25 protein-coding genes and 1 pseudogene are annotated in these 25,960 nt (G+C 58.7%); 13 read left to right on the forward strand and 13 right to left on the reverse strand.

The window, feature by feature from the left end:
• Positions 1-100: 100 nt before the first annotated feature.
• Positions 101-373, reverse strand: coding sequence for a hypothetical protein (locus GSQ93_RS38005; protein ID WP_254073785.1), 273 nt, complete (start codon positions 371-373; stop codon positions 101-103).
• Positions 337-885, reverse strand: coding sequence for an alpha/beta hydrolase (locus GSQ93_RS38010; RefSeq protein WP_254073786.1), 549 nt, complete (start codon positions 883-885; stop codon positions 337-339). Before GSQ93_RS38010 ends, GSQ93_RS38005 begins: the two co-directional genes overlap by 37 nt.
• A gap of 190 nt (positions 886-1,075) precedes the next feature.
• Between GSQ93_RS38010 and GSQ93_RS06830 the strand changes: the two genes are divergently transcribed.
• The 3 genes and pseudogenes from GSQ93_RS06830 (at position 1,076) to GSQ93_RS06835 (ending at position 3,232) form a co-directional block, all read left to right on the forward strand.
• Positions 1,076-1,267: a YqaE/Pmp3 family membrane protein gene (locus tag GSQ93_RS06830; RefSeq protein ID WP_158934861.1), complete on the forward strand. Its 192-nt coding sequence runs from the start codon at positions 1,076-1,078 to the stop codon at positions 1,265-1,267.
• Between the two features lie 67 nt (positions 1,268-1,334).
• Positions 1,335-1,504: pseudogene (locus tag GSQ93_RS37585) on the forward strand (efflux RND transporter permease subunit); the annotation flags it as partial.
• 573 nt (positions 1,505-2,077) lie between these two features.
• Entirely contained in the window at positions 2,078-3,232 is a 1,155-nt protein-coding gene (locus GSQ93_RS06835) for a porin (RefSeq protein ID WP_158934862.1), read from the forward strand.
• 128 nt (positions 3,233-3,360) lie between these two features.
• On the opposite strand, the gene GSQ93_RS06840 is transcribed toward GSQ93_RS06835, so the two are convergent.
• Positions 3,361-4,758 (reverse strand): MFS transporter, encoded by a 1,398-nt coding sequence (locus GSQ93_RS06840; RefSeq protein WP_158934863.1) that lies wholly within the window; start codon positions 4,756-4,758, stop codon positions 3,361-3,363.
• Positions 4,759-5,386: 628 nt separating this feature from the next.
• Between GSQ93_RS06840 and GSQ93_RS06845 the strand changes: the two genes are divergently transcribed.
• Positions 5,387-5,839 (forward strand): CHRD domain-containing protein, encoded by a 453-nt coding sequence (locus tag GSQ93_RS06845; RefSeq protein ID WP_158934864.1) that lies wholly within the window; start codon positions 5,387-5,389, stop codon positions 5,837-5,839.
• Positions 5,840-5,855: 16 nt separating this feature from the next.
• Here GSQ93_RS06845 and GSQ93_RS06850 read toward each other — a convergent pair whose 3' ends face one another.
• The 4 genes from GSQ93_RS06850 to GSQ93_RS06865 all read right to left on the reverse strand — a co-directional run bounded on the left by GSQ93_RS06850 (position 5,856) and on the right by GSQ93_RS06865 (position 9,486).
• The gene (locus GSQ93_RS06850; protein ID WP_158934865.1) at positions 5,856-6,545 is read right to left on the reverse strand and encodes a cytochrome b/b6 domain-containing protein; all 690 of its coding nucleotides are present in this window, start codon (positions 6,543-6,545) and stop codon (positions 5,856-5,858) included.
• A 58-nt stretch (positions 6,546-6,603) separates the two neighbouring features.
• Positions 6,604-8,091 carry a sodium:solute symporter gene (locus GSQ93_RS06855; RefSeq protein ID WP_158934866.1) on the reverse strand — a complete coding sequence of 496 codons (1,488 nt, stop codon included), beginning with the start codon at positions 8,089-8,091 and terminating at the stop codon, positions 6,604-6,606.
• Positions 8,088-8,303 carry a DUF3311 domain-containing protein gene (locus GSQ93_RS06860; protein WP_158934867.1) on the reverse strand — a complete coding sequence of 72 codons (216 nt, stop codon included), beginning with the start codon at positions 8,301-8,303 and terminating at the stop codon, positions 8,088-8,090. The genes GSQ93_RS06855 and GSQ93_RS06860 overlap by 4 nt, the downstream gene beginning before the upstream one ends.
• Before the next feature lie 268 nt (positions 8,304-8,571).
• Positions 8,572-9,486 carry a LysR family transcriptional regulator gene (locus GSQ93_RS06865; RefSeq protein ID WP_158934868.1) on the reverse strand — a complete coding sequence of 305 codons (915 nt, stop codon included), beginning with the start codon at positions 9,484-9,486 and terminating at the stop codon, positions 8,572-8,574.
• Positions 9,487-10,133: 647 nt separating this feature from the next.
• Between GSQ93_RS06865 and GSQ93_RS06870 the strand changes: the two genes are divergently transcribed.
• On the forward strand, positions 10,134-10,565 hold the full coding sequence (locus GSQ93_RS06870) for a MarR family winged helix-turn-helix transcriptional regulator (protein ID WP_158934869.1): 432 nt from the start codon (positions 10,134-10,136) through the stop codon (positions 10,563-10,565).
• A 75-nt stretch (positions 10,566-10,640) separates the two neighbouring features.
• Here the strand turns inward: GSQ93_RS06870 and garD are convergent, their stop codons facing one another.
• Entirely contained in the window at positions 10,641-12,230 is a 1,590-nt protein-coding gene (gene garD / locus GSQ93_RS06875; RefSeq protein WP_158934870.1) for a galactarate dehydratase, read from the reverse strand.
• A 198-nt stretch (positions 12,231-12,428) separates the two neighbouring features.
• On the opposite strand from garD, the gene kdgD reads away from it, so the two are divergent.
• Both kdgD and GSQ93_RS06885 read left to right on the forward strand, forming a co-directional pair.
• Complete coding sequence (gene kdgD, locus GSQ93_RS06880; protein ID WP_158934871.1) at positions 12,429-13,346, forward strand: 5-dehydro-4-deoxyglucarate dehydratase; 918 nt, start codon at positions 12,429-12,431, stop codon at positions 13,344-13,346.
• Positions 13,347-13,612: 266 nt separating this feature from the next.
• The gene (locus GSQ93_RS06885; RefSeq protein ID WP_158934872.1) at positions 13,613-14,983 is read left to right on the forward strand and encodes an MFS transporter; all 1,371 of its coding nucleotides are present in this window, start codon (positions 13,613-13,615) and stop codon (positions 14,981-14,983) included.
• 353 nt (positions 14,984-15,336) lie between these two features.
• On the opposite strand, the gene GSQ93_RS06890 is transcribed toward GSQ93_RS06885, so the two are convergent.
• The 3 genes from GSQ93_RS06890 to GSQ93_RS06900 form a co-directional block, all read right to left on the reverse strand.
• On the reverse strand, positions 15,337-17,154 hold the full coding sequence (locus tag GSQ93_RS06890) for a bifunctional protein-serine/threonine kinase/phosphatase (RefSeq protein ID WP_158934873.1): 1,818 nt from the start codon (positions 17,152-17,154) through the stop codon (positions 15,337-15,339).
• On the reverse strand, positions 17,155-18,603 hold the full coding sequence (locus tag GSQ93_RS06895; RefSeq protein WP_158934874.1) for an APC family permease: 1,449 nt from the start codon (positions 18,601-18,603) through the stop codon (positions 17,155-17,157).
• An 888-nt stretch (positions 18,604-19,491) separates the two neighbouring features.
• On the reverse strand, positions 19,492-20,526 hold the full coding sequence (locus tag GSQ93_RS06900; RefSeq protein ID WP_254073787.1) for a serine hydrolase: 1,035 nt from the start codon (positions 20,524-20,526) through the stop codon (positions 19,492-19,494).
• Positions 20,527-20,863: 337 nt separating this feature from the next.
• Between GSQ93_RS06900 and GSQ93_RS06905 the strand changes: the two genes are divergently transcribed.
• A complete protein-coding gene (locus GSQ93_RS06905; protein ID WP_158934875.1) occupies positions 20,864-21,487 on the forward strand; it encodes a superoxide dismutase in 624 nt (207 codons plus the stop codon).
• 128 nt (positions 21,488-21,615) lie between these two features.
• Here GSQ93_RS06905 and GSQ93_RS06910 read toward each other — a convergent pair whose 3' ends face one another.
• Positions 21,616-21,795, reverse strand: coding sequence for a hypothetical protein (locus GSQ93_RS06910; protein WP_158934876.1), 180 nt, complete (start codon positions 21,793-21,795; stop codon positions 21,616-21,618).
• A gap of 13 nt (positions 21,796-21,808) precedes the next feature.
• A complete protein-coding gene (locus tag GSQ93_RS06915) occupies positions 21,809-22,063 on the reverse strand; it encodes a hypothetical protein (RefSeq protein ID WP_158934877.1) in 255 nt (84 codons plus the stop codon).
• Positions 22,064-22,226: 163 nt separating this feature from the next.
• Between GSQ93_RS06915 and GSQ93_RS06920 the strand changes: the two genes are divergently transcribed.
• The 5 genes from GSQ93_RS06920 to GSQ93_RS06940 all read left to right on the forward strand — a co-directional run bounded on the left by GSQ93_RS06920 (position 22,227) and on the right by GSQ93_RS06940 (position 25,739).
• Positions 22,227-22,733, forward strand: coding sequence for a metal-dependent hydrolase (locus GSQ93_RS06920; protein WP_158934878.1), 507 nt, complete (start codon positions 22,227-22,229; stop codon positions 22,731-22,733).
• A gap of 61 nt (positions 22,734-22,794) precedes the next feature.
• Positions 22,795-23,331: a hypothetical protein gene (locus GSQ93_RS06925; protein ID WP_158934879.1), complete on the forward strand. Its 537-nt coding sequence runs from the start codon at positions 22,795-22,797 to the stop codon at positions 23,329-23,331.
• Between the two features lie 95 nt (positions 23,332-23,426).
• Complete coding sequence (locus GSQ93_RS06930; RefSeq protein ID WP_158934880.1) at positions 23,427-24,116, forward strand: ABC transporter permease; 690 nt, start codon at positions 23,427-23,429, stop codon at positions 24,114-24,116.
• Positions 24,117-24,140: 24 nt separating this feature from the next.
• Positions 24,141-24,854 carry an ABC transporter permease gene (locus GSQ93_RS06935; protein WP_158934881.1) on the forward strand — a complete coding sequence of 238 codons (714 nt, stop codon included), beginning with the start codon at positions 24,141-24,143 and terminating at the stop codon, positions 24,852-24,854.
• A 93-nt stretch (positions 24,855-24,947) separates the two neighbouring features.
• Complete coding sequence (locus GSQ93_RS06940; protein WP_158934882.1) at positions 24,948-25,739, forward strand: ABC transporter ATP-binding protein; 792 nt, start codon at positions 24,948-24,950, stop codon at positions 25,737-25,739.
• The last annotated feature ends 221 nt before the right edge of the window (positions 25,740-25,960 follow it).

The following is a 25,960-nucleotide window of genomic DNA, read 5'->3' on the forward strand; positions in this document are numbered from 1 at the left end:
GAGTGGGGCATGGTCAATGCCTTTAGCGGATCATTCCAGCGTCGCCCGGAACAACGCTGATTGCGAGTCGGCTAACTCGTTCACCAGGTTGAAGTGATTGTTATGGGTGTTCTCGATCAGCCGCACCGCCAAGCCACGCTGCTTCTAGCAGCGCATGAAAATGCAGCGTCTGATGCTTCAACCCCGTGGTTTCAAGTCCCCCTGCGCACAGCACGACCTGCGGCCCGTGCGAAGGCAATTCAAGCGCCGGGCTAAGCAACGCGGCCTGCTCGTCATGAAGGCGCAACCAGTCGTTGACACCGATGTCGCATAGCGGGCGGATATCATAAAGACCGCTCAGCCCAAGAATGCCCTTGACCACATCTTGCGGCACGTTAAAGCGGCTCTGCCATGCATCGCCCAGCAGCATCGCGGCGAGATGACTACCGGCCGAACTGCCGCCCACATGAATGCGTTCGCAATCAATGCCATAAGTACCGCATTGCGGTAGAGCCACGCGACGGCGCTCCGTACTTCACGCACGACCTCGGCAAGCGTGGCCTCGGGAAGCAGCGTGTACTCAAGGACCGCTACGGCAACGCCTTCATGCGTCAACGCGCGCGCCATCGAGCACGCCTCTTCCTTGCGTTGCGAGCGCCAGTATCCCCCGTGAATATAGACAAAGAGCGGGGCGGGCTGACTCGCTGCCGCCACGGGGAATATGTCCAGCCTTTCCGCTTGGCCCATGCCGTATTGCAGGTCGAGCACGGCCGGACACGTTGTCTTCGACTCGGCGGCCAGAGCCGCATAAAGCCGCATCTCGGCATCGAAATCCGCGACAGAGGCGCGCGCGTTGTACTGCACCGCGCGCTCGGTAAGGTTGGCGAAGGTCAGGTCGAATGGCATGAGGGGAGGCCTTGGGATGCGCTTCGGCGATGGTTGAAGCGGAGTTGAAGGAAGGGCCGATGGAAGAAGACTGTTGATGTCACGCAGAAAAGGCTAAAGTTTTGGGTCCGCGAGCCGTTATGACGTCGATGCACGAAGTCATAACGGCTCGCCTGTTCTGGATGGCCTTCTAACGTTACGGGAAAAATTCATGCGCCTGCTGCTTGCCATTTTCTTGCCTTGGCTCCAGTTCTTCACGATTGGCCGGCCGTTCGCCGGCATCATTTGCCTGCTGCTTCAAATCACGGTTATTGGCTGGATCCCTGCCGCGATCTGGTCGGTCTACGCGCTCAGCGAATACAAAACCGACCGGAAAATCGCACGCGCGGTCGCCGGCCGATAAAGCTCGACCGGTGCAAATGCCGGCCGATATTCACGGCGGCTCCCCCACCCGGCACGAACCTTCCAGCAGGTCGCTACGCGACGAACCCGTGCTGATCATGGCGGCGCTGGCCGCTGTTGCATCGTGCGGGGCATTCTCTACCGACGTTACGCGCATCCGCTGACAATTCTTTCGACATTGCCGTCCGCAGGCGTTGGCAGCTTGCTCGCACTGATGGCGTCCCACCCTGAGTTTTCGGCGAAAATCAGCGGCCCACAAACGCGAGCCCGCATAAACATGCCGCGCGTCATGGAAATCGGGTTAATAAACGATCGAACGATGGCTGTATTACCGGATTAGTAATCCTTCGCCGAAAACCCGGGAATATTTTCGTATCCTCGATTCGATTTTCTCCGACTGAGAACCAGAATGGTGCAAGTCTGCGTAGATATAAACCTGCGCGATTCGTTCCTCAAAACACAAACATAAAGCAATCCACGCTCCGAGGGTTCGCTGCAAGACACTCCGCACCGGAAAACAACAATTGGTTATGTACGTGGTATTGAACTAGTCGTTTTTTTGGACTAGATTAACTTCGGCTCGCGTTCTCCACGAAAGTTGTTGCCAAACATTTTCAGTGTGAGCTTGAGACCGCGAGCTTGCTTGCGGTCTCTCCCTATTACAGTGCTTTGACGGTATTTTTTCATTTCGTTAATTTATAAATCTATTTAGGCATACCAATCAAAAAGAGTTGCAATACCCGGAACCGTGGATATTGCCTGAATACGCTGCAACGAAAGTTTTTCCCCGTGTCCTGGCGTGGAGAAAGAGATGAAGAAAAGTGCTCTTGGCGCAATTTCATTGGCGCTGCTTGGTGTAGCGGGAATAGCGCGGGCGCAGTCCAGCGTGACTCTCTATGGAACAATCGATGCAGGGGTCGGTTACGTAAAAACGAGTGACGGTGCGCGGTGGGGGTTTATCGATGGCACGCTGTCTGGTGATCGATGGGGCTTGAAGGGATCGGAAGACCTTGGCGGCGGTATCAAGGCAATCTTTGATTTGGAAAATGGTTTCGATGTTGGCACGGGCCAGTTAGGCCAGGGTGGCCGGGAATTCGGGCGTCAGGCGTTTGTCGGTTTGTCAGGTGACAGTTGGGGCACCCTGACGCTTGGCCGGCAATATGATCCGCTTGTAGACATGGTTCAACCGCTGACGGCTGACAATTATTTCGGGAGTATTTTTGCGACTCCCGGCGACGTAGACAATTACGACAACAGCTTGCGCGTATCCAACGCCGTGAAGTATGTGTCACCCAATTACTCCGGCTTGCAGTTCGAGGGGCTGTACGCCTTCAGCGGTCTGGCTGGCCGCACGGGTCAGGGCTATACCTATAGCGGTGCCGTTACGTATAACAATGGTCCGCTCGGTATTGCCGCCGGTTATTTCCTTGCCACGAACCCCAGTCCGACAGCGGGCGCGTTCCGCGACGGATGGGATCCGACCTCATCGTCAGATGCAATCTTCGACGGCGCAATCAACAGCGGCTACACGACAGCCAAATCACTGGGCATTGCGCGCGCGGGAATCCAGTACGCACTGGGTCCTGTAACGGTCGGCGGTTCGTACAGCAACGCGCAATATAAGAACGACGGCGACTCGACTTTCCTGAGCACCGAGAAGTACAACATTGGCAATGCGTTCGTTAACTACCAGGCCACTCCAGCCATGTTGTTTGCCGTAGGCTACTCGTATGAGAAGGCGAGCGGCAACACGTCGGCCACTTATAATCAAGCTAGCGTCGGCGCGGATTATTCACTGTCGAAGCGCACTGATCTTTATGCGGTGGGCGCCTATCAGCATGCTAGCGGTACCCAGCTCAATCCGGACGGAACGACCTCGGCAGCACAGTCTTCAATCGGCTCATATGGCTTCAATGGCACAGCCAGCCAGGAGATGTTCATCCTTGGTATGCGTCATAAGTTCTGAGGGCGGGGTAGCTCTGTCTAAAATAGAGTACTGCATAGCAGTATCGATGGCGGCTCCGTGTTTTATACACGGCAGCCGACGCCGGCGTCATGGTCAATGCCCGCCGGCGTACATCAACCGTGCAATGTTCAATGGTTGATGGTTTCGAGCGCCAACCCCTTGGTGGAAGGTCCGAGCAGGATCATGCAGATCGCCACCAGCATCGACATTCCGACGAAGACAGCAACGCCTGGCACGCCATATCCGTGCAGCAGAATGCCGATCGCCAGCCCGGCAAAGGCCGCCGAAATCCGGCTCCAGGAATAAACGAAGCCAATCGCGCGGGCGCGCACACGGGTCGGATATAGCTCAGCCTGATAGCCGTGGTAGGCGTAGGACATGATGTTTGCGGCGAGCGTGAACAACACGCCGAGCCCGATCAGGATCCATGGCGTGGAGACCTGGGAGAATATCGCGATGACTATGGCCATGGTAAGGAGACCACCGCAGATCTGCGTCTTCCGTTCGAGTTTATCGGCGAACAGCATGCCCAGCAGCGGACCAAAGGGGTTTGCAATCGCAATGATAAATGCATATCCCAGGCTTGCCGTGACATGAATGCCGCGATGAATCAAAAGTGTCGGCACCCAGGCGGCGAAGCCATAAAAGCCGATCACTTGCGCCATGTTGAAGATCGACAAAATGATCGTCCGGCGCCGATAACCCGGAGCGAAGATTTCCTTGAGCGAGCCACGCCCTTCCTTTTCGGGTGAGATGGCTTGCGGTGTCGGCAGGCTTATCCCTTTCTCTGCGATCACCCGGCGTTCGATGTCCGCGACTATCTTCTCAGCTTCGTCGATCCGGCCGTGACGCGCGAGCCAACGCGGGCTTTCCGGAATATGGCGACGCAAGATCCAGACAACCACGGCGCCCACAGACCCGATCAGGATGACCACTCGCCAGTAGTCAAGGCCGAGTGGCCGCGTCCCGTTCAATGCATACGCGAGAAACGCGACCACCGGCACCACGGCAAAGGTGATGAACTGGTTCATCGCGTATGCACGGCCACGCTCCTGGCTTGGGATCAGCTCGGAGATGTACGTGTCGATTGTGACGAGCTCGACGCCAATGCCAATGCCCGCGATGAAACGCCAGATATCGAGCGCGAATCCCGAGGTCTGGAACGCCATGATCACCGTGCAGACCATGTACCAGATCAGTGACCAGGTGAAGATCAGTCGTCGGCCAAACCGGTCCGCCACATAACCCAGCACGAGGGTACCGACCCACAGCCCCGCAAATGTGGCAAAGACAAAGGTACCGAAACCCGCTACGGCAAGGGGCTGGAGGGCGGCAAAAAAGCCTAGCGACTCCGGTTTGAATAACCCGGACTGGACCATGCCGGGTGCAACGTAGCCTGTGAAGAACAGGTCATAGAACTCGAACACACCGCCTAGCGAGATCAGGATCACCATGGTCCAGACCGTACGCGAGGGTGGCAACCGATCAAGCCGTGCCGCAATTTCAGCGGCTTTCTCGCTGGACATGTACGCCTCTTATTGTTTGAAAGAACTGTAAAGTCGATTCACCACGTCCCCCGTGGTTTCCTGTCGCGCCAACTTGGCAACAGCATGTCGGCGCACAGGCGTGCATTGCAAGATCACAACGATGCCGACATCGCTCTTCGTGCTCAAGCAACGCCTGCGTATCCTTGAATTTACCTTCATCGACGAAGCAAGGGAAACACACTGTCAATGCGCGCTCAATATCTTCTGAGCCCACACCGCTTCCTCTGCAATCTCGCACATCATTGTGATATTCAGCAATGCGGGCGAACACCAACGCATCCTTCTCCATTGCTACGAGACCAACTACCGCTTGCGTAGCAGCATGAGGCGAATGGGCGAGGGTAATTGCGCTTCTGCGTTGCGTCCAGCATCCGGATAGATAGTCCCTCAAGGTTCCACGACGGTCGCAATAACACGCGCCTGACTCAGGGCTTCCACGCTTGTCAGATCATTCCTGTGCGAGCATGATCTAGCGTGAATTTGTCCTTTTCTCAGGCCTTGCGTGCAGGGCGGGCAGTTTGATCTCGTTCGCTTATCGCGAAGTGAGCTAAAGCAGTGAGCCCAAGCGGCCTTGTCTCAGCAGGCCATATCGACAGGAGATAATAAAATGAATGTTTCCATCTCGCGACGAGCGCTTACGGTTTTCATCGGCCTCGCGTGCGCAGGGCCGATGACCCTGGCGCAAGCAGCGCTGGTCTCGTTCACCGTGCCGCTTACCGGTGCGCAACAAGTCCCTCCGGTACAGACCTCGGGTAACGGCTCGGCCAACATCTCCTACGATCCCGACACCCGCGTCGTCACCTGGACGATCACCTACAGCGGCTTGTCCAGCGACGCCACCATGGCGCACTTCCATGGTCCCGCCGCGTCCGGCAAAAACGCGCCTGTGAAAGTCTGGCTGTCGGAGAAAGGCGCGGCCGTCACGAGCCCGGTCAACGGCACCGCTACGCTGTCGCCGGCAGACGCACAAGAGTTTCTCGCGGGTGAGATGTACGTCAACGTGCACACCAAGGATCATCCCTCTGGTGAAATTCGCGGTCAGGTAGTGCCGCCAAAGTAACTGATGCTGCCGGTGGTTAAAGGCACGTGGCGAGCAGCGTCACCAGGACGGCGCTGATGACCAGCAAGAGCAGCGCTAGCATGGCTGACGCCTGCCGGGGCGCGTGGATGCGCTCTGGCAGGCGCTTACGTCCGGTGAGCATGGGGCGCAGCAGATTGTGGCCCTTAGCCACCGCGTACACGACGATAGCCAGCACGTGCAACACCACCGCCGCCAGCAGTGCGTCCCACAAAATTGTGTGCAGCGCGGTGATCGCGTTGGCGATCGATGCGGGAACCCATTGGGTCAACGGCCCATCGTCCGCAACGTCGTTGTTGACGTAAAGTCCGCTCAAGGTCTCGCCCAGCAGCAAGGCCAGCAGAAGCACGACCATCCACCCGCCCGCCGAGTTGTGCCCAACCTGCACGTCGGCTTCGCGGTGGAACAAGTGACGCAGATGCCGCCATGCAGCGGCGGGCCCGCTCAAGAAACTACGAAACCGCGCGGTCTCGCTGCCGAAGAAACCCCACAGCAAGCGGAACAGCACCAGCGCCAGCAGCGTCTCGCCAATCCGGACGTGCCAATCCATCCAGTTCAGCTTCGAGGTCGCATAGGCGGCCGCTGCCAGCACGACGACGAGCCAATGAAAGACTCTCGTTGGCATGTCCCAGACAAGCACCGGACGGGATGCCGTCGGTTGCGGGTTGACGGGTTCGTCAGCGTCCATATTGACTGTGCCGGCTACCGTCGAAATGAAAGTACCGGCACCTTAAAGCGAACGACATTCAACGCAGCGCGCCGTCGGTTCCATGTGCAGCTCCGCTTGCCACGCGGGGCTGCGTGAGCGCACTGACGACCACGAACACGATGATATTCAACGCCAGCGCGAGGAAACCGATGTTGATGTCCTTCGCCGCGTCAGGGAGGAACGGAAACATTTGTCCGATGCTCAGGTGCATCGTAGTGGTCACCACGACAACGGCCACGCCTGCGATGATCCCGCCCATTGCACCTTGTTTCGTCGCACGGCTTCGTTGCATGAGGCTGGCGATCAAGGATGGAAACAGTTGCGTCACGAAGCTATAGCCCATCAGCAGCAACGAGACGATCGTGTTGCCGCCCTGCAGCGTGAACCAGATCGCGACGAGTGCCACGACCGGCACGAGCCAGCGTGCAAGCCGGCCGACAAATGCATCGGATGCCTGACGGTTCATCGCTCCTCGATACACATCGTTTGCAAGCAGGGTCGACGCCGAGGTGAGGATCATCGAGCCAGGAACGAGCGCTGTCAGCACGCCGGCAGCGCCGATCACACCAACGATCCAGGGATCGAAACTCTGGATGGACAGACGGAACAACGACAGGTCGATGTCACCGCCTTTCAGGCCCGGCACCTTGAGCGTTGCAGCGAATCCCACGAAGAACACGAACAGCAGGATCAGTTGATACACGGGCAGGATGATCGCGTTGCGCCGGAAGATCCGTTCATCGCGAGCCGTGTACACCGAACCGAACGTATGCGGCCACATGAAGAAGCCGAGCGCCGTCAGCAGTACCGTGGACTGAAACCAAGACACGCTCGACCCCTTCGCCGGAAAGGTGAGGAAGCCGGGCTTCGCGACATCGATCGCATGGAACATCGGGCCGATGCCGCCGTAAAGGTGATAGGGCAGGTAGATGCCCAGCACCAGCACCACGCTCAGGATCAGAATGTCCTTGACCACGGAATTCCACGCCGAACCTCGAACGCCCGACAGGATCACGTAAGCGGTGACCACCAGCGCGCCGATCCAGACAGCGACCGTTGGTGATATCACGCCATACGACGCCGTCGCCACGATGATCCCGAGTCCCTTGAGCTGCAGTACGAGATACGGGATGAGCGCGACCACGCCGACCACCGCGACCAGGACGCCGAGCGCGGGGCTGTCATATTTGCGCGCAAAGTAATGGGGTTGGGAGACGAGCCGGTGTTTTTTCGCGTAGCGCCAGATTGGCGGCAGCATCCAGTAAGAGAGGATGTAGGCGAGGGTGCCGTAGGCGAGGATGTAGTAGACCGGCGCGCCTTTGCCATAGGCGAAGCCGCTGCCGCCGAGGAAAGTGAATGTCGTGTAGATTTCTCCGGCCATCAGGAGGAATACAAACGCCGTGCCGAAGCTGCGGCCGCCGACAGTCCATTGCTCGAGGTTCATGTCATGGCCACGCCGCGCACGCACGCCCAGATACAGCGCCAGCACGGTCACCGCAACGATAATCAGTAGAGCGCTGCTCATGAGCGAGCCTCCTCGGCTTCGTTGACGGCATGGCGATTGGCCGGGTCCAGCCGGTAGATGATGCCCATGATGACCGCGCTCAGCACGATCCAGATCACGATCCACGCGAGCACGAATGGCATACCCAGGACGAGGGGTTCAACCTGATTGACGAATGGAATCCCGATGAGAATGCCGATGAACGGCAGCGCCGCCATAATTCGAAAAAGCATGACGAATATCCCCCTAAGCTGCGTAGATTTTGTCGCGGACCTGCTTTTGTTTCGCTGACTTTATGCTTTATTCGTTGATTCGGAAAGCCGATCAAAAAAAAGCAGGAAACTTGAAAGGACATCGATTCAGGTTCGCCGCGCTGCACAACGACTCACTCCGGTACGGTTCAGTAATTTAAATACCGCCGGACTGGCCGCTGCGCTGGCTCTCGAACCGCAGCGTGCCAGACGGCCGATTCAGGCTCGGCAACGGGCCTATTTCGACTCGCTAACTCGTACTCGTCAAGGTGACGATAAAATCAAGAAACACCCTTGTCTTGGCCGGTATGTTGTGCCGCGATGGATGGTACGCATAGAGCGGGAAGCGCTCATCGGGCCAGTCTGGGAAAAGGTTGACGAGCCGTCCCTCGCGGATCAGGTGCTCGGCGCCGAGCAGAAGCATCTGCGCGATGCCGGAGCCCGCAAGGCACGCATTGAGGAGGGCGCTCGGATCATTCACCGTAAGCCGCCCATTCGTTTCGACAACTAGCTTTTTACGCTTGCGATGAAACTCCCACGGAAACGGCTTTCCGGTTTCCGGGTTCCTGAACTCGAGACACCTATGCTCCCTGCGACCCAGCTCTTGAGGCTCCGCTGGCCGCCCGCGGTGAGCGAGGTAAGAGGGCGATGCGACAGTGACAATCGCGGTGTCAAGAAGCTTTCGCGCTATCAGACTGGATGAGCGAGGCTCGCCAAATCTCAAGGCCAGATCGAAGCCGTCCATGATGAGATCGCCGAGCTGATCTCTCGCGATGAACTCTAGTTCAAGCTCGGGATGCGCATCCATGAATTCGTCGAGCTTCGCGCCTAGGATGATTCGCGAAAAAACCGGATCAAGGTTGATTCGCAGCTTCCCGCGCACTGTCGCCGCGCCTCCTGCGGCGGCGGCTGCCGCATCCTCCATTCCCCTTAAGTGCGGCATGACCTGCTCGTAGAATCGTCGACCCTCCTCAGTAAGGGAAACGGCGCGGGTCGTCCGATTGAAAAGCCGTGTTTTCAGCCGCTTTTCGAGTCGAGCGATGGCCCGGCTAACCCCGGGTGGCGACATCCCCATCAATTCGGAGGCGGCCGCGAACGTTCCCGCATCAACGACGGCGGCAAATACGCCGATACCGCTAGAGAGATTCTCGTTGGACGATCTCATGGGCACTGCATCCTGGAAATTTGATGGTCGGAAGACGTTTAGTCGTTTAGTCGAATGCCAACATAGCATGCAGGGCGCCTCCGATTCGATAGAGCGCGACCGGTTTGCCGTGTGCCTTGAGGTAGTGTCGCGTCGCGTCGAACCTGACGTGTGGTCAACGACAGCCGCTCGGCTGCGCGCCACGGTATCTGTCCGTCGCAGTCATCGCAGCTTCCGGCGCTGCGGGAATCGACGCCGGGTAAGCTTAGGCCGCCCGAAAGCGGACATTTGAATCTGGCTAGAAGCGGACATTACTACTTAGCTGCTACAACAGAAAAGTGGATAATTTATCTTATGTCAAATTTAAATTTTAGAGATGAGACGCTGCTGCCAGTGCGTCCTCCCCGCCATGATCGGCTATCGCCATTAGGGATGCTCCATCAATAATTCGGTATCCGAAGTTCTGTCCACCTTGCGACAATAACAAATCCATGGACCTCACAGGGCTAACGCCGCTCCCGCTGAGGTTCGCTGTATGGTGAGTACCCTTATCAGCGCTCTTTTGAAGGTCAGTCAAGGGAGCGAGAACACGAGCTCAACCTAAGCTCAACCTGAGCGGAGTAGACTAGATGCATATACACCGGGAAATCACCTAGAGAGGCTTGTCGATGTTCACCGAATGCTATTGCACCCAGTTCAGGCGCTCGGCCAATGCTCTGACACACATCTACGATGACGCGCTGCGCGCCGTCGGTCTGAAGATTACGCAACTGACCCTCTTGCGCGGTTTGGACCGGCTTGAATCCGCCACGTACAACGAGATCGCCGAGGAACTGTCACTGGATAAGACGACCATATCCCGGAACATCAAATTGCTCATCGAAGCCGGATGGGTCCAGATCTCCGCCGATGAAGACGCCCGATACAAGGTTGCAAGCCTCAGTCCCGCGGGTGCCCGCATGTTGAAGGATGCGGAGCCGCATTGGCGTGCAGCGCAGGCGCAGGTAGAGAAGGAACTCAAGAAGTACCTGAAGGGTCCTGCGAAGTCTGTGCTGCTGGAAGCTTTGGAGACGTTGCAGCAGGTCGGCAACAACAAGTGAGTACCTGGGGCGGCGAGGTCCGGCTGGATCTGACCTCTCGTTTATCCTCCCTTACTCGCGCCGGCCTCTACCCGATCAGGTCACCGGCGCCGGATTGAACAGAACCAGGGCGTTATGCAGCTTCAGTTTTTCCGCGCACGTTTGCTTGCGGCCACTCGCCACCTCAAGCATCAACCGGAATAGTTCCCAGCCCACATCCTCGATGGTCGCGTCTCCGGTCGCGATCGTGCCTGCATTGACGTCCATCAAATCATGCCAGCGGCGCGCAAGGTCCGTGCGCGTGGCGACCTTGATGACCGGCACCTCGGCCAGACTATATGGCGTACCGCGTCCGGTTGTGAAGATATGCAGGTTGATACCGGCCGCGAGTTGCAACGTGCCGCAGATAAAATCGCTTGCCGGCGTTGCCGCATAGATCAAGCCCTTCTGCTTCACCTTTTCGCCCGGCGACAGCACCCCGGTAATGGCGGAATTCCCCGATTTGATAATCGAGCCCATCGCCTTTTCGACGATGTTCGACAAGCCGCCCTTTTTATTGCCCGGTGTCGTATTCGCACTGCGATCGGCGCTGCCACGCTGCAGGTAATCGTCGTACCACCGCATCTCGCGGATGATCGCCTGCGCCACTTCCGGCGTTGCCGCGCGACTGGTCAACTGGTCGACGCCATCACGAACCTCGGTGACCTCGGAGAACATGACGGTGGCGCCGGCGCGAACCAGAAGGTCCGTGGCGAATCCCACTGCTGGGTTAGCCGTGAGTCCTGAGAATGCATCGCTGCCGCCGCACTGCACGCCGACCACCAGATCGGACGCCGGACAGGTTTCGCGGCGCCGGTTGTTGAGCCTCTGGAGGTGACCTTCGGCCATCTTCATGATGGAGTCGATCATCGACTGGAAGCCGACATGGGCGTCGTCCTGCAAGACGACGACATCGCCATTCAGCTCGCGAGCGACGTCGCCGATGTCGGCCACGTCATCTACGTTGTCAACGGTCGCGATCGGAATGGTCCCCGGCGGCATCAGCCGCTCTGGCTGCAGCTTTTCGCAACCGAGGCTCACCATCATCACTTCCCCGCCGAAGTTCGGATTCAGGCTGATGTTGCGGACCGTGCGGATGGGGATCATCGCATCCGGCGCGTCGATAGCCACACCACAACCATAGGTGTGCCCCAGGCCGACGACATCGTCAACATTCGGGTAGCGCGGCAGCAATTCCGCTTTGATCCGCACGACCGCGTGCTCGACCACGTCGGTCACGCATTGCACGGTCGTCGTAATCGCAAGGATGTTGCGTGAGCCGACCGAACCGTCCGCATTTCGATACCCCTCGAAGGTGAAGCCCTCGAGCGGCGGCATCGCCGGTGCTTTAACCGTTGCGATCGGCAAGCCTTCAAGGCCCGGCGGACTTGGCATGCGAATCACGTGCTCATTGATCCAGCTGCCCTTCGGCAGCGCCTTGAGCGCATAGCCGATCACCACGTTGTATCGAATGACCTCGGCGCCAACGGCTAGATCCGCGAGCGCGACCTTGTGGCCCTGCGGCACGCGCTCACACAGCACGAGACCGTCTGGAAAGACCGCTCCCCCTGGCAAACCGCCGTCGTTGACAACAATGGCGACGTTGTCCTGCGGGTGAACGCGGATATAGAGAGGGACCTGCTCCATTTGACTCATCCTTTTCCGGATTGATTAATTGCGCAATGCTCTGATCAAACATCTGTCATCATACAACAATTCATCGCTCATTTTGCCACGTGGTGCACCAGCAATGCAGTATTATCAGTACTTACAGCTAATTTGTTGAAGGCATATCGATCATGTCGTACGATGACTAACAATTAAGACTATTCGGATGTTTTGCTCATGACAACACCGCAGGAACTCAAGAAAATCGTATCGGATGGCCTGCTGTCCTTCCCTGTCACCGACTTTGACGAGCAAGGCGATTTTCGCGCCGATACCTACGCCGAACGCCTCGAATGGCTTGCACCTTATGGCGCGACCGCCCTGTTCGCCGCAGGTGGAACGGGCGAATTCTTCTCGCTGACCAAAAGCGATTACTCGAACGTTATCCGCACTGCCACCGAAACCTGCAAGGGCAAAGTCCCCATTCTCGCCGGCGCCGGCGGCCCGACGCGCGTGGCCATAGAGTACGCGCAGGAAGCGGAACGACTGGGCGCAAACGGTATTTTGCTGATGCCGCATTACCTGACTGAAGCCTGTCCGGAAGGCATCGGCTTGCACGTTGAGCAAGTGTGCAAGGCGGTGAAAAACATCGGTGTGATCGTCTACAACCGGGCTAACTCAAAGCTTAACGCCGATGTGCTGGAACGTCTGGCCGACCGCTGTCCCAACCTGATCGGCTTCAAGGACGGCGTGGGCGAGATCGAGAACATGGTGACGATCCGCCGCCGCCTGGGCGACCGCTTCTCATACCTCGGTGGTCTGCCGACCGCTGAAGTCTACGCAGCCGCTTATAAGGCGCTCGGCGTGCCCGTGTATTCGTCGGCGGTGTTCAATTTCATTCCGAAGACCGCCATGGACTTTTATCGTGCGGTCTCAGCGGACGATCACGCGACGGTCGGCAAGCTGATCGATGAATTCTTCCTGCCGTATCTCGCCATTCGCAACCGCCGTGCCGGTTACGCGGTAAGCATCGTCAAGGCAGGCGCCAAGCTTGTCGGCCACAGTGCAGGCCCGGTGCGTGCCCCGCTCACCGATCTCGACGAAGATGAAATGGCCCAACTCGATGTGCTCATCAAGAAACTGGGCGCGCAATAGTACGAACAGAACAATAGGCAAGTCGCTTTTGGGCAGTGCGACCGCTTATGCATTACGAGCATGCAGTGAGACACGAAAGTGCCTTGGGAAACGCATTCGCTCCCAGGCACTTTTCCAAGAGCAACGAAGCAATGATGGTTTGAATCCGGCATCCGGGCAAAGCGACCCGGCCGCCCGGCGCGACTGCCCTTGACGATGGTCTTTCCTGGGCAGTCCGCGCGTCGATATTTCTCATGCTCTCCAGCTGGAACGATTGAAGACCCACTATGCAATCAAGCCGCACTGCAAGCATCGCCGGCATCGCCAAGCGCACGAACGTCCGGTACCTGATTTTGCTGATGATCTTTATCATCACCACACTCAACTACGCCGACCGCGCCACCCTGTCGATCACCGGCTCCGCGATGCGCAGCGAATTTGGTTTCGACGCGATTCGCATGGGATACATCTTCTCCGCCTTTAGTTGGGCTTATGTGTTGTCGCAGCTGCCGGCCGGCTGGCTGCTCGACCGGTTCGGCGCGCGCCGCATGTATGCCGCCAGTATTTTCCTGTGGTCGCTCTTCACCTTGCTGCAGAGTTCGATCGGTCTCGCGGGTAGCGCAGGCGCTGCCGTCATTGCGTTGTTCGTGTTGCGCTTTGCGATGGGCATGGCCGAGGCACCGGCCTTTCCTGCGAACGCCAAAGTCGTTGCAAGCTGGTTTCCCACCGCTGAGCGTGGCACTGCGTCAGCCATCTTCAACTCAGCCCAATATTTTGCCGCGGTCATCTTTACCCCGCTCATGGCGTGGATCACCCATTCGTTCGGATGGCAAAACGTTTATCTGGTTATGGGAGTCACGGGCATCGTGCTTGCCCTGACGTGGCTCAAAGTCATGAAAAGCCCGAGCGATCATCCTCGCGTGAACAAGGCTGAACTTGAGCACATCGAGAACGGCGGTGGCCTGATTCATCCGCAAAGAAAGACCGCTTATGCCGATGCGAGCCAACCGGGAACCTGGTTTTATGTACGCCAGCTGATGTCTAACCGTATGCTCCTTGGCGTGTACCTTGCCCAGTATTGCATCAACGTCCTGACCTATTTCTTCCTGACGTGGTTTCCGATCTACCTCGTCCAGGCCCGTGGGATGACCATTCTGCAAGCCGGACTCACGGCGTCATTGCCTGCTATCTGCGGCTTTACGGGCGGCGTGCTCGGCGGGGTCTTTTCGGACACGCTGATCCGGCGTGGCCACTCCCTGACGATTGCGCGAAAGGTCCCGATCGTTGGCGGCATGCTTTTATCCGTATGCATCATTGGATGCAACTACGTGACGACGGACTGGGTTGTCGTCGCGCTGATGTCGCTGGCTTTCTTTGGCAAGGGGATTGGCGCGCTGGGTTGGGCGGTGGTCGCGGATACATCGCCCAAGGAAGCGATTGGTTTGTCCGGTTCGATCTTCAACATGTTCGGCAATGTTGCGGGCATTGTGACGCCGATTGTGATCGGTTATCTCGTTGCCACGACCGGATCCTTCAACGGTGCACTGGTGTTCGTCGGTATCAACGCCCTTCTCACCGTGTTCAGCTACCTGGTCATCGTCAAAAAGATCGAACGTGTCGAGCTTCGCGCTCCTTTAGTCGCCGGAACAAAAGTCTGACTGCCCTTCCGGGAACATCAGGATAGCTGCGCATGGGTCAAGTTTAACGACGGCTATAAGGACACAACCCGCACGCGCGGCGCTCACGCGAGCCTATTCCGCCCTCAAGGAACGCAATTACACCGCCACGCGCGATTCGGCCTTGAAAAGCGCGCCGGTGACCCTCGATCGCGCCGCTGGGGAAACGGCCGCATTTCGCGACGCGCCAGGCTTTGCCGGACGGGATGAGACGCTGCACCAGTCACTGATTGAGTCATTGAATTTTATGGCATCCTCATTAACTAAATCGAGCGAGGCTCTGCGCAGCGGCGAGTGGCGAGTGGCGAGTGGCGCGGCCGAACCATCATCCCCGCTCAATGCCGCATCAAGGACCAAAACAGCAGCGCCAGCAATAGCACTGCGAGCAACTGCCAGAACAGCACCGGATCGCTCTCGAGCAAGGGCCTGCGCCGAACCGGCGCCATGGTGTCTCGACCGCTCGAAAAACGGTCGAGATCCGCGCAGACTTCGAGCACGTCCTGATACCTGCGTGCCGGATCGGGCTGCAACGCTTTCTCCAGCACGAGGTCGAGCCATGGCGGCGCGTCGGCGCGGTATTGATAGAGCGGCACGCGGCCATTAAAGCCGTAGGGCAGCTTGCCGCCGCTGAACAGCCGGTACAGGGTCACGCCATACGCAAACACCTCGGAGCGTGCATCGCCTTGCGAGCCTTTCATCAACTCAGGCGCCATATAAGCAGGCGAGCCTGGTGTGGCGTCAGGCCCCGGCAACTGCATGCCCGGCATATAACCGAACCCGAGATCGAGCAGGCGCGTGATATCGCCCTGAATCACCAGCACGTTCTCCGGTTTGATATCGCGATGGAAGATATTGCGTCGATTCAGCGCGTCGATCGAATGACCCAGTTGCCGCGCGATCTTGAGCGCACGCGGCAGCGCCATGGGCTGCGGCGCCGTCAGCAGTTTTTCGAGGGTGACGCCGGCACCGAGCGGCATCACCACATACAGCCGGGTTTGCCGGTCGGCATCGACAGGCATCGGCGCGAGTACGCCTTCGTCGCCTATCTTGCCGGCCAGCCAGCGCTCGCGCACGATCGACTGACGCACGTTCTCGTCTTGCGAGACACGCGGCTTGGGGAACTTCAACGCTAACGGCGTGTTCGGATCGGCCAGATCGTAGCCGGAGAAAATCCGCGAATAGAAGCCATCGCTCAACACGCTCTTGAGCAGATAGCCATCGACAACATTGCCGGCGTCGGGCACCGCTGGAATTGGCAACGCGCCGACCACCCGCTCCAGGTAGCCGACATCGAGTAACGGCAGGACGCCCACGTCGAGCACCGCGCTCGTCACGTCGTCCTGCGAGCCGCGCGCAACCGCCAGCGCACCAAGCCGGCGTGCGGTTTCGAGCGCACCGCCACGCGCCGCCAGCACCGTCTGCAGCTCGCGCATCGGCACGCGGCGATAAAGCCCGTCGGAGCACATCAGCAAACGGTCGCCCTCGTGCAGCTCAAGTGTTTCGATGCGAGTCACCAGCGTCGGATGCATACCGACCGCATGCCCCACATAAGAACCGAAAGCGACCGGCACCACGTCGTCATCGCCGAGCTGGGTCAGTTGGCCATCGCGCAGCAGATAGAGCCGCACATCGCCGGCGGCGACCAGATACGCGGTAGCGCGACGCACGACCAGCGCCGCAAAGGACGCGGCCATCTGCTTCAGTGCGGGATCGACGCGGCCGATCTGATGCAGCCAGCCGTGTATTGCTTCGAGCGCGCGCGCAGCGGCCACGCCGGGCTGCAAGGTGTCGGGGAGCCCGTAATAGGCATCGATGAAGGTCCGCACCGAGAGTTCGGCCGCGACCCGCCCGCCCTTGCTGCCGCTCACGCCATCGGCCAGGGCGATCACGCTGCCACGCGCGGCGCGCGCCGCGAGATCGCCGAGCATCACGCCGACGTAGTCTTCGTTGATGTGATCCTGCCCGCGGGTGCGGGCAGGGCAAGAAACACAACCGATCTCGAGAGCGGCGCACTCGCCGCGTTCCGGCCGCAACTTCAGGTCAATTTCCTGGCCGTCCATTCCGCGACGGCTAGCGCGCCTTCCCTCTGTATCGCCTGGCATCCGGACGGTATCGGGTGCGGGCAAGCTATCCAGGGAGAAGGGTTCACTCATTTACTTTTTGCCATGGGTCATCACGTCGCTTGCTTCCAGATCGTGCTCGATCTTCGCGAGCACCTGGGGGGCGCGCTTCTTGAGCATCATCAACCAGATTGCGCCAACCAGCATATACGCGACGAACAGATAAGGCAGGATGTTATACGGATAATCGGGCACCGGATACACGCTGCCGATCACCGCACCGACCATCGCCAATGCGCCGAGCACACCCCACACAACGTTGCTCGTCTTGAGCTCGCCCTGCTTCTTCAGATAAACCGGCGCTGCGATGGCGACCAGGAAATACACCACCAGGAAGCCAAAGGTCGCGAACGTGCTGGTATAGCCGAAGGTGTTGAGCGGACCCGTGCCGAGCATCGCAATGCACACCACGAAGGTCACGATCGATGAAAACGCAACGGCCAGATACGGCGTCTGGTGCGTGCGGTGCACCATGCCCATCGAGCGGTGCACGAACTGGTAGCGGCCCATTGAATACAGCAGGCGGCTCGATGAGTTGATGCACGCCAGCACGCACGAGAACGCGCTGACCGACGCGATAAGATAAAACACCGGGCCGAGCGGCGAGGCGCCGACGCTGGTCAGCAAGGTGCTGAGCACGGCCGAATCGGCGCCGAGCTTGGCGACGTCGCCGTGATAGGCGATCGTCATCGAATAGGCCACGAACATGAAGAACAGGCCCGACAGGATCACGCTCCAGACCACCGCACGCGGAATCACGCGCAGCGGATTCTTGGTTTCCTGGCCGAGCGAGGCCGCGCTTTCGAAACCCACGTACGAGAAGATACCGAGCACCATGCCCTGCGCCATGCCCTTGCCGCTCACGCCCTGCAGCCCGAGCTGCGTGTGGTCGATGATATGGTCCGGATGCAGCGCGAGCACATAGATCAGCACACCGCCCACGATCACGACGGACGCGCCTTCGATCGCCAGCGACAAGCGTGACGAGAGCTTCACGTCACGTGCCGAGAAGAACCAGGCCAGGCCGACGAAAATTGTGTAGACCGCCCACGACGGGATATTGATGCCCCAGGCCGAAAACGCGTTCTGCACGAACACCACGCCCGCGGCGCCAACCCCCATCGCGGTGCCTACGTAAGCCGCGATCAAGCCCCAGCCTGCAATGCCACCCGCCATCGGTCCCAGTGCACGCGCGATATAGACAAAGAACGAACCGGCGGATGCGATCCGGCTGGAGAGCGCGATGATACTCATGCTCACCAGCAGCAGCCCGATTGTCGAAAGGCCATAAATGAACCATGTGCCCGCGCCGGCCAGCGCCGCGATTGCGGTGACGTTGATCGATGGCGTGAAGGTCGGAGAAAGGTTCGCGATGGATTGGCCGATCACCTCGGGAAAACCTAAAGTACCGGTACGTAGGCCACTGGATGGTGCCGGCGCCACTTGCGCGCCGTTTTGTGGAGTGCTTTGCGGAGTGCTCATATTGGGTTCCTGAAAGATTGGTGAATCAAAGCTGAATGCGCCGCGCTCAACTTTTCCACAGTCAAAAATCTCGAAATAAACCGCGCCTCCTGTGTCTTCGACCACACGGGCGCCAAGTTCATCCACATGCTCAAGAGCGTTATTGAATACCGCAACGGACAGCAAACCTGCTGCTTGATGTCACCCAACCCCGCCCTTTCCGGGCGACGTCCCACACGAATCGGAAAGCAGATCAAGGCGTCGATTCCTGCACACAGACAAATGCAATGACCGTGCCAAGTTTATTGAAATGAATCAAAACTTCCTGCCACTAAACTCTAATGGGGCATTGCGGTATCCGATGCAGCCAGCCCGAACAGCGTCGAGCGCTGACGCCGGTGCATCGTCTGGCGCATCTGGTGCGGCACTGCACCGAAAGGGCCGACGTGCTTCTGCAATTTATTAGCGCGCCTTATGCTGGGACGCTTTTCAGCGCGGCTGCAATGGCGTTGTCAGGTTCCTGGGCAATTGCGCAAGATGGGAAGGCGAAGAGCGGTTGGCCACCTGAGAGCTAAGCGATGGCACGCTTGTCAGGGCATGGTCCGACCTCTGGACTACGGAACTGGAAATGCGCCTGTACCGTACCGTCACGGCAAGCAAAGCGGCCGGGCCGCCAAGCGAATGTAGCGCCGGGTCAAAAATAGACTTTGCATACCAGCGTCAAGGACTTGTCCCAGATTCTGGGGATGTAACGACGTTCATTTTGTACTGCTGATGTTAATTCGCGACCCTTCTCAGCCATATCACTCTTTTTAGACGGAGCCGAACTCGTTATTTTTCGTCGCGTGACATCGCGGTGCGGTTTCTCTCACAGCTCGATAGATCCACTATCCGTTCCCGTCACGAACGTCAGCGTCCGCCTATTGCTTCCTCGATGAGCTTAACCAGTGCCACCCGCTCGGCACGGTGGGTCGTAAAGCCTGCAATCGATACACCGGCGTCCGGTGAGTAATAGACGGCCGTTCCCCAGAATCCGGTGTGCGAATAACACTCCCGCCCGTTCACCCGCTTGACTGCAACACCCAGCCGATACTCTTCAGCGTCCTCATGCTCACCCTTGCGCAGCATTTCGGTGAGCGTGGCGGGATCGTCGAACACGCGGTTCTCGAACAGATCCTGGTGGAACGTAGCAAGATCACGGACCGACATGACCAACCCTCCGCCGCCATAGAGATCCAGCGTCGCGCTCACATCGGTTACGTCAGTGACGGCAACGTCATCGAGGAACTGTCGCGCCCGTGCCTGCGTTCCCGCGGGTTGAGTCTCGGCGAGTTCCCACCATGTCGATGCTAGCCCGCGCTCATCGAAACGCAACTGATGCCTGACGCTCTGAGCCAATGACTGTTGCGTCACGCGCTCGACGATGTCGCCCAGCAGAACGTATCCGGTATCGGAATACATGTACTCCTGGCCGGGCTCACTGGTTGGTCCTGCGTAGTGGCAGGAAAGCGCAACCTGCTCCTCACGGGTCCAATGATGCGTAGGGTTCGCGAGCACCGCCTTGAAATAACGCGGGTCATCGGCGTGATCGAAGACGCCCGCGCTATGGCTTAAAAGATGGCGGACCGTGATCTTGTCAGTACGATATCCGCGAGACGTCAACAAGCGCTGCAGCGCCGGCGCAAGCAGCGACGCGATGGGTGCATCGAGGGAAATAGCGCCCTGCTCCCACAGGCGCAGCACTGTGGCTGCGACGAAAGTCTTGGTGTTGCTGGCAACACGCAGCGGTGTATCGATAGTGAGCGATCGAGCCGTGGATGCGTCCGCCATACCCGCCGCAATGCCCCATGGGGTCGGCACATTCTTGCCCGAGACAAACACGGTCATCGCCGCGTGCTGCTTCTGTAACGTGGCAGTCAAGACTTCAGGTCGTAGAAAATCCAAACCTTCCTCCTGGTAATCAGTGAAAAACCGAGCGCGGCTTAGGGCGGCTCACCTCGAAGATTACCGGGAAATGTCCGGTCGCGAGACTTCACTAGACACCATCAACACGAATGATTATCATTTAATATCCCAGGTACGCAGGCGACCGCCAACGAAAAGGGTGCAGAAACAGGAGCCCTTTCATGCACCGGCAGATCGTCAATCCTGCGGAAAACGCGTCCTCCCCGAGCATCGAATCGAGCCTGTCCGTGTGGGAGCGGGTAATGCGCGAAGCCGTGCGTAGTTCGCACGCTGCGCCGGCCAATGCCACTAAAGGCCTATATCAAGGAAATTTGCAATGCCCTACACGTTGCCCGCCTTGCCCTATTCATTCGATGCACTCGAACCTAATATCGATGCCCGCACAATGGAGGTTCATCACACGAAGCATCACCAGACCTACGTCAACAATCTGAATGCCGCGGTAAAGGACACGGAGTACCAAGACGTACCGGTTGAGTCGCTGGTGGCGCAAATTGATTCATTGCCCGAGGCCTTGAAATTGCCCGTGCGTAATAACGGTGGCGGCCACGCGAATCACAGCTTGTTCTGGACCGTCATGTCGCCTCAAGGCGGCGGTGAACCCGAAGGTGAGTTGGCCCGCGCGATTGGTGCTGATCTGGGCGGATTTGCGGCTTTCAAGGAAGCTTTCACGAAGGCTGCATTGACGCGTTTTGGCAGCGGCTGGGCATGGCTTTGCGTCGACAAGAAAGGCCGCCTGATCGTGGAAAATACGGGCAATCAGGACAGTCCGTTGATGGCGGGATTGATGTCGGGCAACCAGCCCATTCTCGGGCTGGATGTCTGGGAGCATGCTTACTATTTGAAGTATGAGAATCGCAGGCCGGAGTACATCGCTGCGTTCTATAGCGTGATCAACTGGCCGGAAGTCGCGCGCCGTTACGCTGCAGCGCGTGCCTGAACGTAGTGGTCGTGCTTGAGGATAATCGTTGCGCTGTCCGGCGCGACGATCCACCGGCCTTCGTGCTGTCTGGGTGCTGGAGCGCGCCGGTGTCCACCCCATCGATCAACCTCATGCAGGTCAGATTTTCAAAGCCTTTCTAGCTGCTTACGGGTCGTCATGGCTATTCCCAGTGGGATCGCAATGCCGATCAGAATTCCCAGTATCGATCCAAACCCGTGCGCGACACTTGCGGGTGTCAGCGCCGAGAGGCAGAGAAATCCGGGCGATAACAGTGCGAGAACTGTTTCGAACGTCTGCGTCAGCATGATTACTCCTTGTTCACGCGGGCTTGAGCACCTTCTTGGGTTTGCTCGATGCCGGTTGCTTGAACATCGCCTTGCATTCAGGGCTGAGTTGCTCGAGATGCGCCTTCATGCAGACGGTGATTTTTTGCTCGTTCGGAATCTCAGCTGCGCAGTAGCGAATTGCGTCGCCTTTGCAGGCCGCGGTCTGCTCATCGCGGGTCGCAGCAAATGCCGTACTGTTCAGCAGAATTCCAAGTAAAGAAACAGCGGTAAGGACAAAACGGGACATAGGACTTGGCAAAAGGTGGCGATATCTTCATACAGCAAGTCGCGCGCCCGCCCCAAGCCTCGCGACTGCAACGCGCCGCCGCTTCTCAGACATTGCGCACAATACGCATCTCTTGTGTCAACATGCGCGACCTCATTTCATTCGCTATACGCGGCATCTCTTCATGGCTTCGAGCAACGCGCATCATGCGACCGGGTGGGCAGCGGGTCTTATCGCTGCGGCTGTCGTCAGTAAGGCCGGCGCAGCCGGTCCGTATCACGTCTGGGGCGTACTGAGCTTTTGTGCCGGCGTGTTTGGCGGCACCGCGCCGGACTGGCTCGAAGTGGCGTGGTGGACGCGGGCGCGAAGGTTATGGATCACGCATCGCACGCTCACGCACTGGGGTGTGGGCTGGGTTGCACTGCTCGCCGTTTCTTACCATTTTCTCGGCGTCTACCCCTGGGCCGCCGTCAGCTTCGGCTTCGCCTGCGGCGGCTTGATGCACCTCTTCGCCGACTGGCCCAACCCGCTCGGCGTACCCTGGCTCGTGTCGCGGCACTCCCTGAACTGGTGGAACAGTGGTCGATGCGACGCGTTGATCGTCGGTGCGGCATGGATCGTGGCGGCCTTGGCTGTGGACGACGTCTGGTTTCACAGCGTGTACGGCCTCAGGCTGCTTCGTGCGTTCTGATTGAGGGCTGCCCGTCTTCGGAGCGCGCATCGGCGGGAAGGACGTTACGCTCCGTGCGGGCGTGAACAACCTGCTCAACCACCGCTACTGGATGTCGTCCTGGGGCTACTTTGTGTTGCCGTACGCCAGCCCGACCTTCGTGGCGGACGCCAGAGAACGTCTCTGCGGGCGTTGGAACGGAAGAACAACCGAGCGCCCGCGCTTCCTTGAAAACTCCGGGCGTTTTGCTGGTTCGGCGCATCTTCTGCATCTTCATTCACGATGCATCGCGGGCGAATGCACGGTCGACTCCGCTGACTTCACATGGTCAAAGGACACGTCCACGCCGACACCCGCATCCTTTCAGACGCGTTGCACAAGCGCAGCGGATTTTCGCGTCTCAGCTCTTGCCGATGCGCGTTTCCAGCCTCTTTGTTTCTATCGGAAAAGCGACGCAAAACCCGTGGATTCCGCTCGCCAGCCAGCACCGGGTGTGAGGCCGTACGAAACCTGCATCGCACCCAGAGCCCCTGCCGGATGGTTCATTGTTCGCGATGGGCGTCTATCGGGGGATTTGTTGCGGCGCAATAAAAACCCCTCCTCGCGTTTGAGCAATTAATTTTCGCTGGTCACTATCGGCGCCAGTCGTCCGGGCAACAGCGCCGTCATAAGGCGCGTACCCGCACGATCCCTTCAACAGACGGAGACACGCACTTGTTCCTATACGGCTATGGTCCACTGCTGCTGGCGGGCGCGAAACAGACGATTGCACTCGCGGTCCTGTCTCTCGTGGTATCCATCCTGCTCGGGCTCGCCGGTGCAAGCGCCAAGCTCTCGGGCAACCGCGTCACGCGAGGTATCGCCACTGCCTACACGACGCTGATTCGTGCGGTGCCCGACCTGGTCCTCATGCTGCTGCTTTTCTACAGCATCCAGATTGGCGTCAACAACCTGACCGATGCATTCGGCCTGGAGCAATTCGACATCGATCCGTTTACGGCCGGCGTCCTCACGCTTGGTTTCATCTACGGCGCTTACTTCACCGAAACCTTTCGCGGCGCGTTTCTCGCGGTGCCGCGCGGGCAACTGGAAGCTGGCAGCGCCTATGGCATGAGCGGCGTTCGCGTGTTCGTGCGCATCCTGTTTCCGCAGATGATGCGCTTTGCGTTGCCGGGGATCGGCAACAACTGGCAAGTGATGATCAAGGCGACGGCGCTGGTGTCGATCATCGGTCTCGCCGATATCGTCAAGGCCGCCCAAGACGCCGGCAAAAGCACCTACAAGATGTTCTTCTTCATCCTGGTCGCGGCCGCCGCGTATCTCATCATCACGACGGTCTCGAACATCGTTCTGCTGTATCTCGAACGCCGCTATTCCACGGGCGTGCGGCACGCCGACCTCTGAGCAAACAAGGGAAAAGCGACCATCATGATCCAGATACTTGCCGATTACTGGCGTCCGTTTCTTTACTCCGACGGGATGCGCGCCTCGGGTCTTGTCGTGACCTTGTGGCTGCTGGTGAGCGCGCTTGCGCTCGGTTTTGTAGCGGCGGTTCCGCTTGCCTGCGCGCGCGTGTCGAAGAACCGCTGGCTCTCCACACCGGTGCGCCTCTACACCTACGTGTTTCGCGGCACGCCGCTCTACGTGCAGTTGCTGCTGCTCTACACCGGCATGTACAGTCTCGAGTTCGTGCGCTCGCAGTCGCTGCTCGAGGCATTCTTTCGCAGCGGTTTCAATTGCGCGATCCTGGCCTTCGCCATGAATACCTGTGCGTACACCACCGAGATTTTCGCCGGTGCGATCCGCTCGACTCCGTACGGAGAAGTGGAAGCCGCCCGTGCGTATGGCATGAGCACCTTTACCGTGTATCGGCGCGTGATCCTGCCTTCTGCGTTGCGACGCTCGCTGCCGCTGTACAGTAACGAAGTGATCCTCATGCTGCACGCCACCACAGTTGCTTTCACCGCAACCGTACCGGACATTCTGAAGGTCGCACGCGATGCCAACTCGGCCACCTATCAATCGTTCGAGTCGTTCGGGCTTGCGGCGTTGATCTACCTGGCGGTGTCGTTCGTGTTGATCGGCGCATTCCGGCGTGCAGAAAAGCGCTGGCTTGGGTATCTGGGCACGAGTCGTCGCTAGAGGTTGTCGCTGAAGGCTCGTCGCTTAAAATCGGTTCGCTAGAGCGTTACCTTGGTTTAAACCGCAGTTCAGTCAACCACCCTGGAGTATGAGTTGGAGCTAACCGCCAAAGATGCCGCGACGAAACTGGTCGCGCAAGACATTCACAAGCGCTACGGCGACAATGAGGTGCTCAAGGGCGTATCGCTTTCCGCGCGCGCGGGCGACGTCATCAGCATTATCGGCGCGAGTGGTTCGGGTAAGAGCACGTTTCTTCGCTGCATCAACTTCCTCGAGAGGCCGAACGCGGGGCAGATCGTGGTGGATGGCGAGACGGTGCTCGTCAAGGCCGACCGCGCCGGCAACCATGACGTAGCTGACCGCAAGCAGTTGCAGCGGGTGCGCACCAAGCTCGCGATGGTGTTCCAGCATTTCAACTTGTGGTCGCATATGACCGCTATCGAAAACGTGATGGAAGCACCGCGTCATGTGCTCGGTCTATCGAAGAAGGAGGCGGAGGAGCGTGCACGGATGTACCTTGAGAAAGTGGGTCTCGCGCCGCGCATCGAGAAGCAATATCCTTCGCATATGTCAGGCGGACAGCAACAGCGCGTGGCTATTGCGCGCGCGCTGGCGATGCATCCCGATGTGATGCTGTTTGACGAACCGACTTCGGCGCTCGATCCGGAGCTGGTTGGCGAAGTGCTGAAGGTGATGCAGAAGCTTGCCGAAGAGGGTCGCACGATGATCGTGGTCACGCATGAGATGGGCTTTGCGCGCAACGTCTCGAATCATGTGATGTTCCTGCATCAGGGGCGGACCGAAGAAGAAGGTGCACCGGGCGATGTGCTCACGGCACCGAAGAGTGAGCGGCTGCGGCAGTTTCTTTCTGGCAGTCTTAAGTAGTTTCGTTCGCACTTTGGGGTTTGGGTTTGGGTTTGCCGGTGGTGGGGCTTTAGAGTAGGGTTAGTGGTCGAAGCGGGTCTGGGTCGGGTTGGTGTTTGCGGCGTTCGTGGTCGGGGTCTATGCCGGGTTGGTGCTTTCGGTGTTAGTGGTCTGCGTGAGTCGGATTTTCTCTTTATCACTGTTAGCCACTGCGCGTGGCGGCGCGTCATTTCTTTGTCCAA

It is taken from the genome of Burkholderia sp. S171 (genome assembly GCF_009766085.1).
GTDB lineage: Bacteria > Pseudomonadota > Gammaproteobacteria > Burkholderiales > Burkholderiaceae > Caballeronia.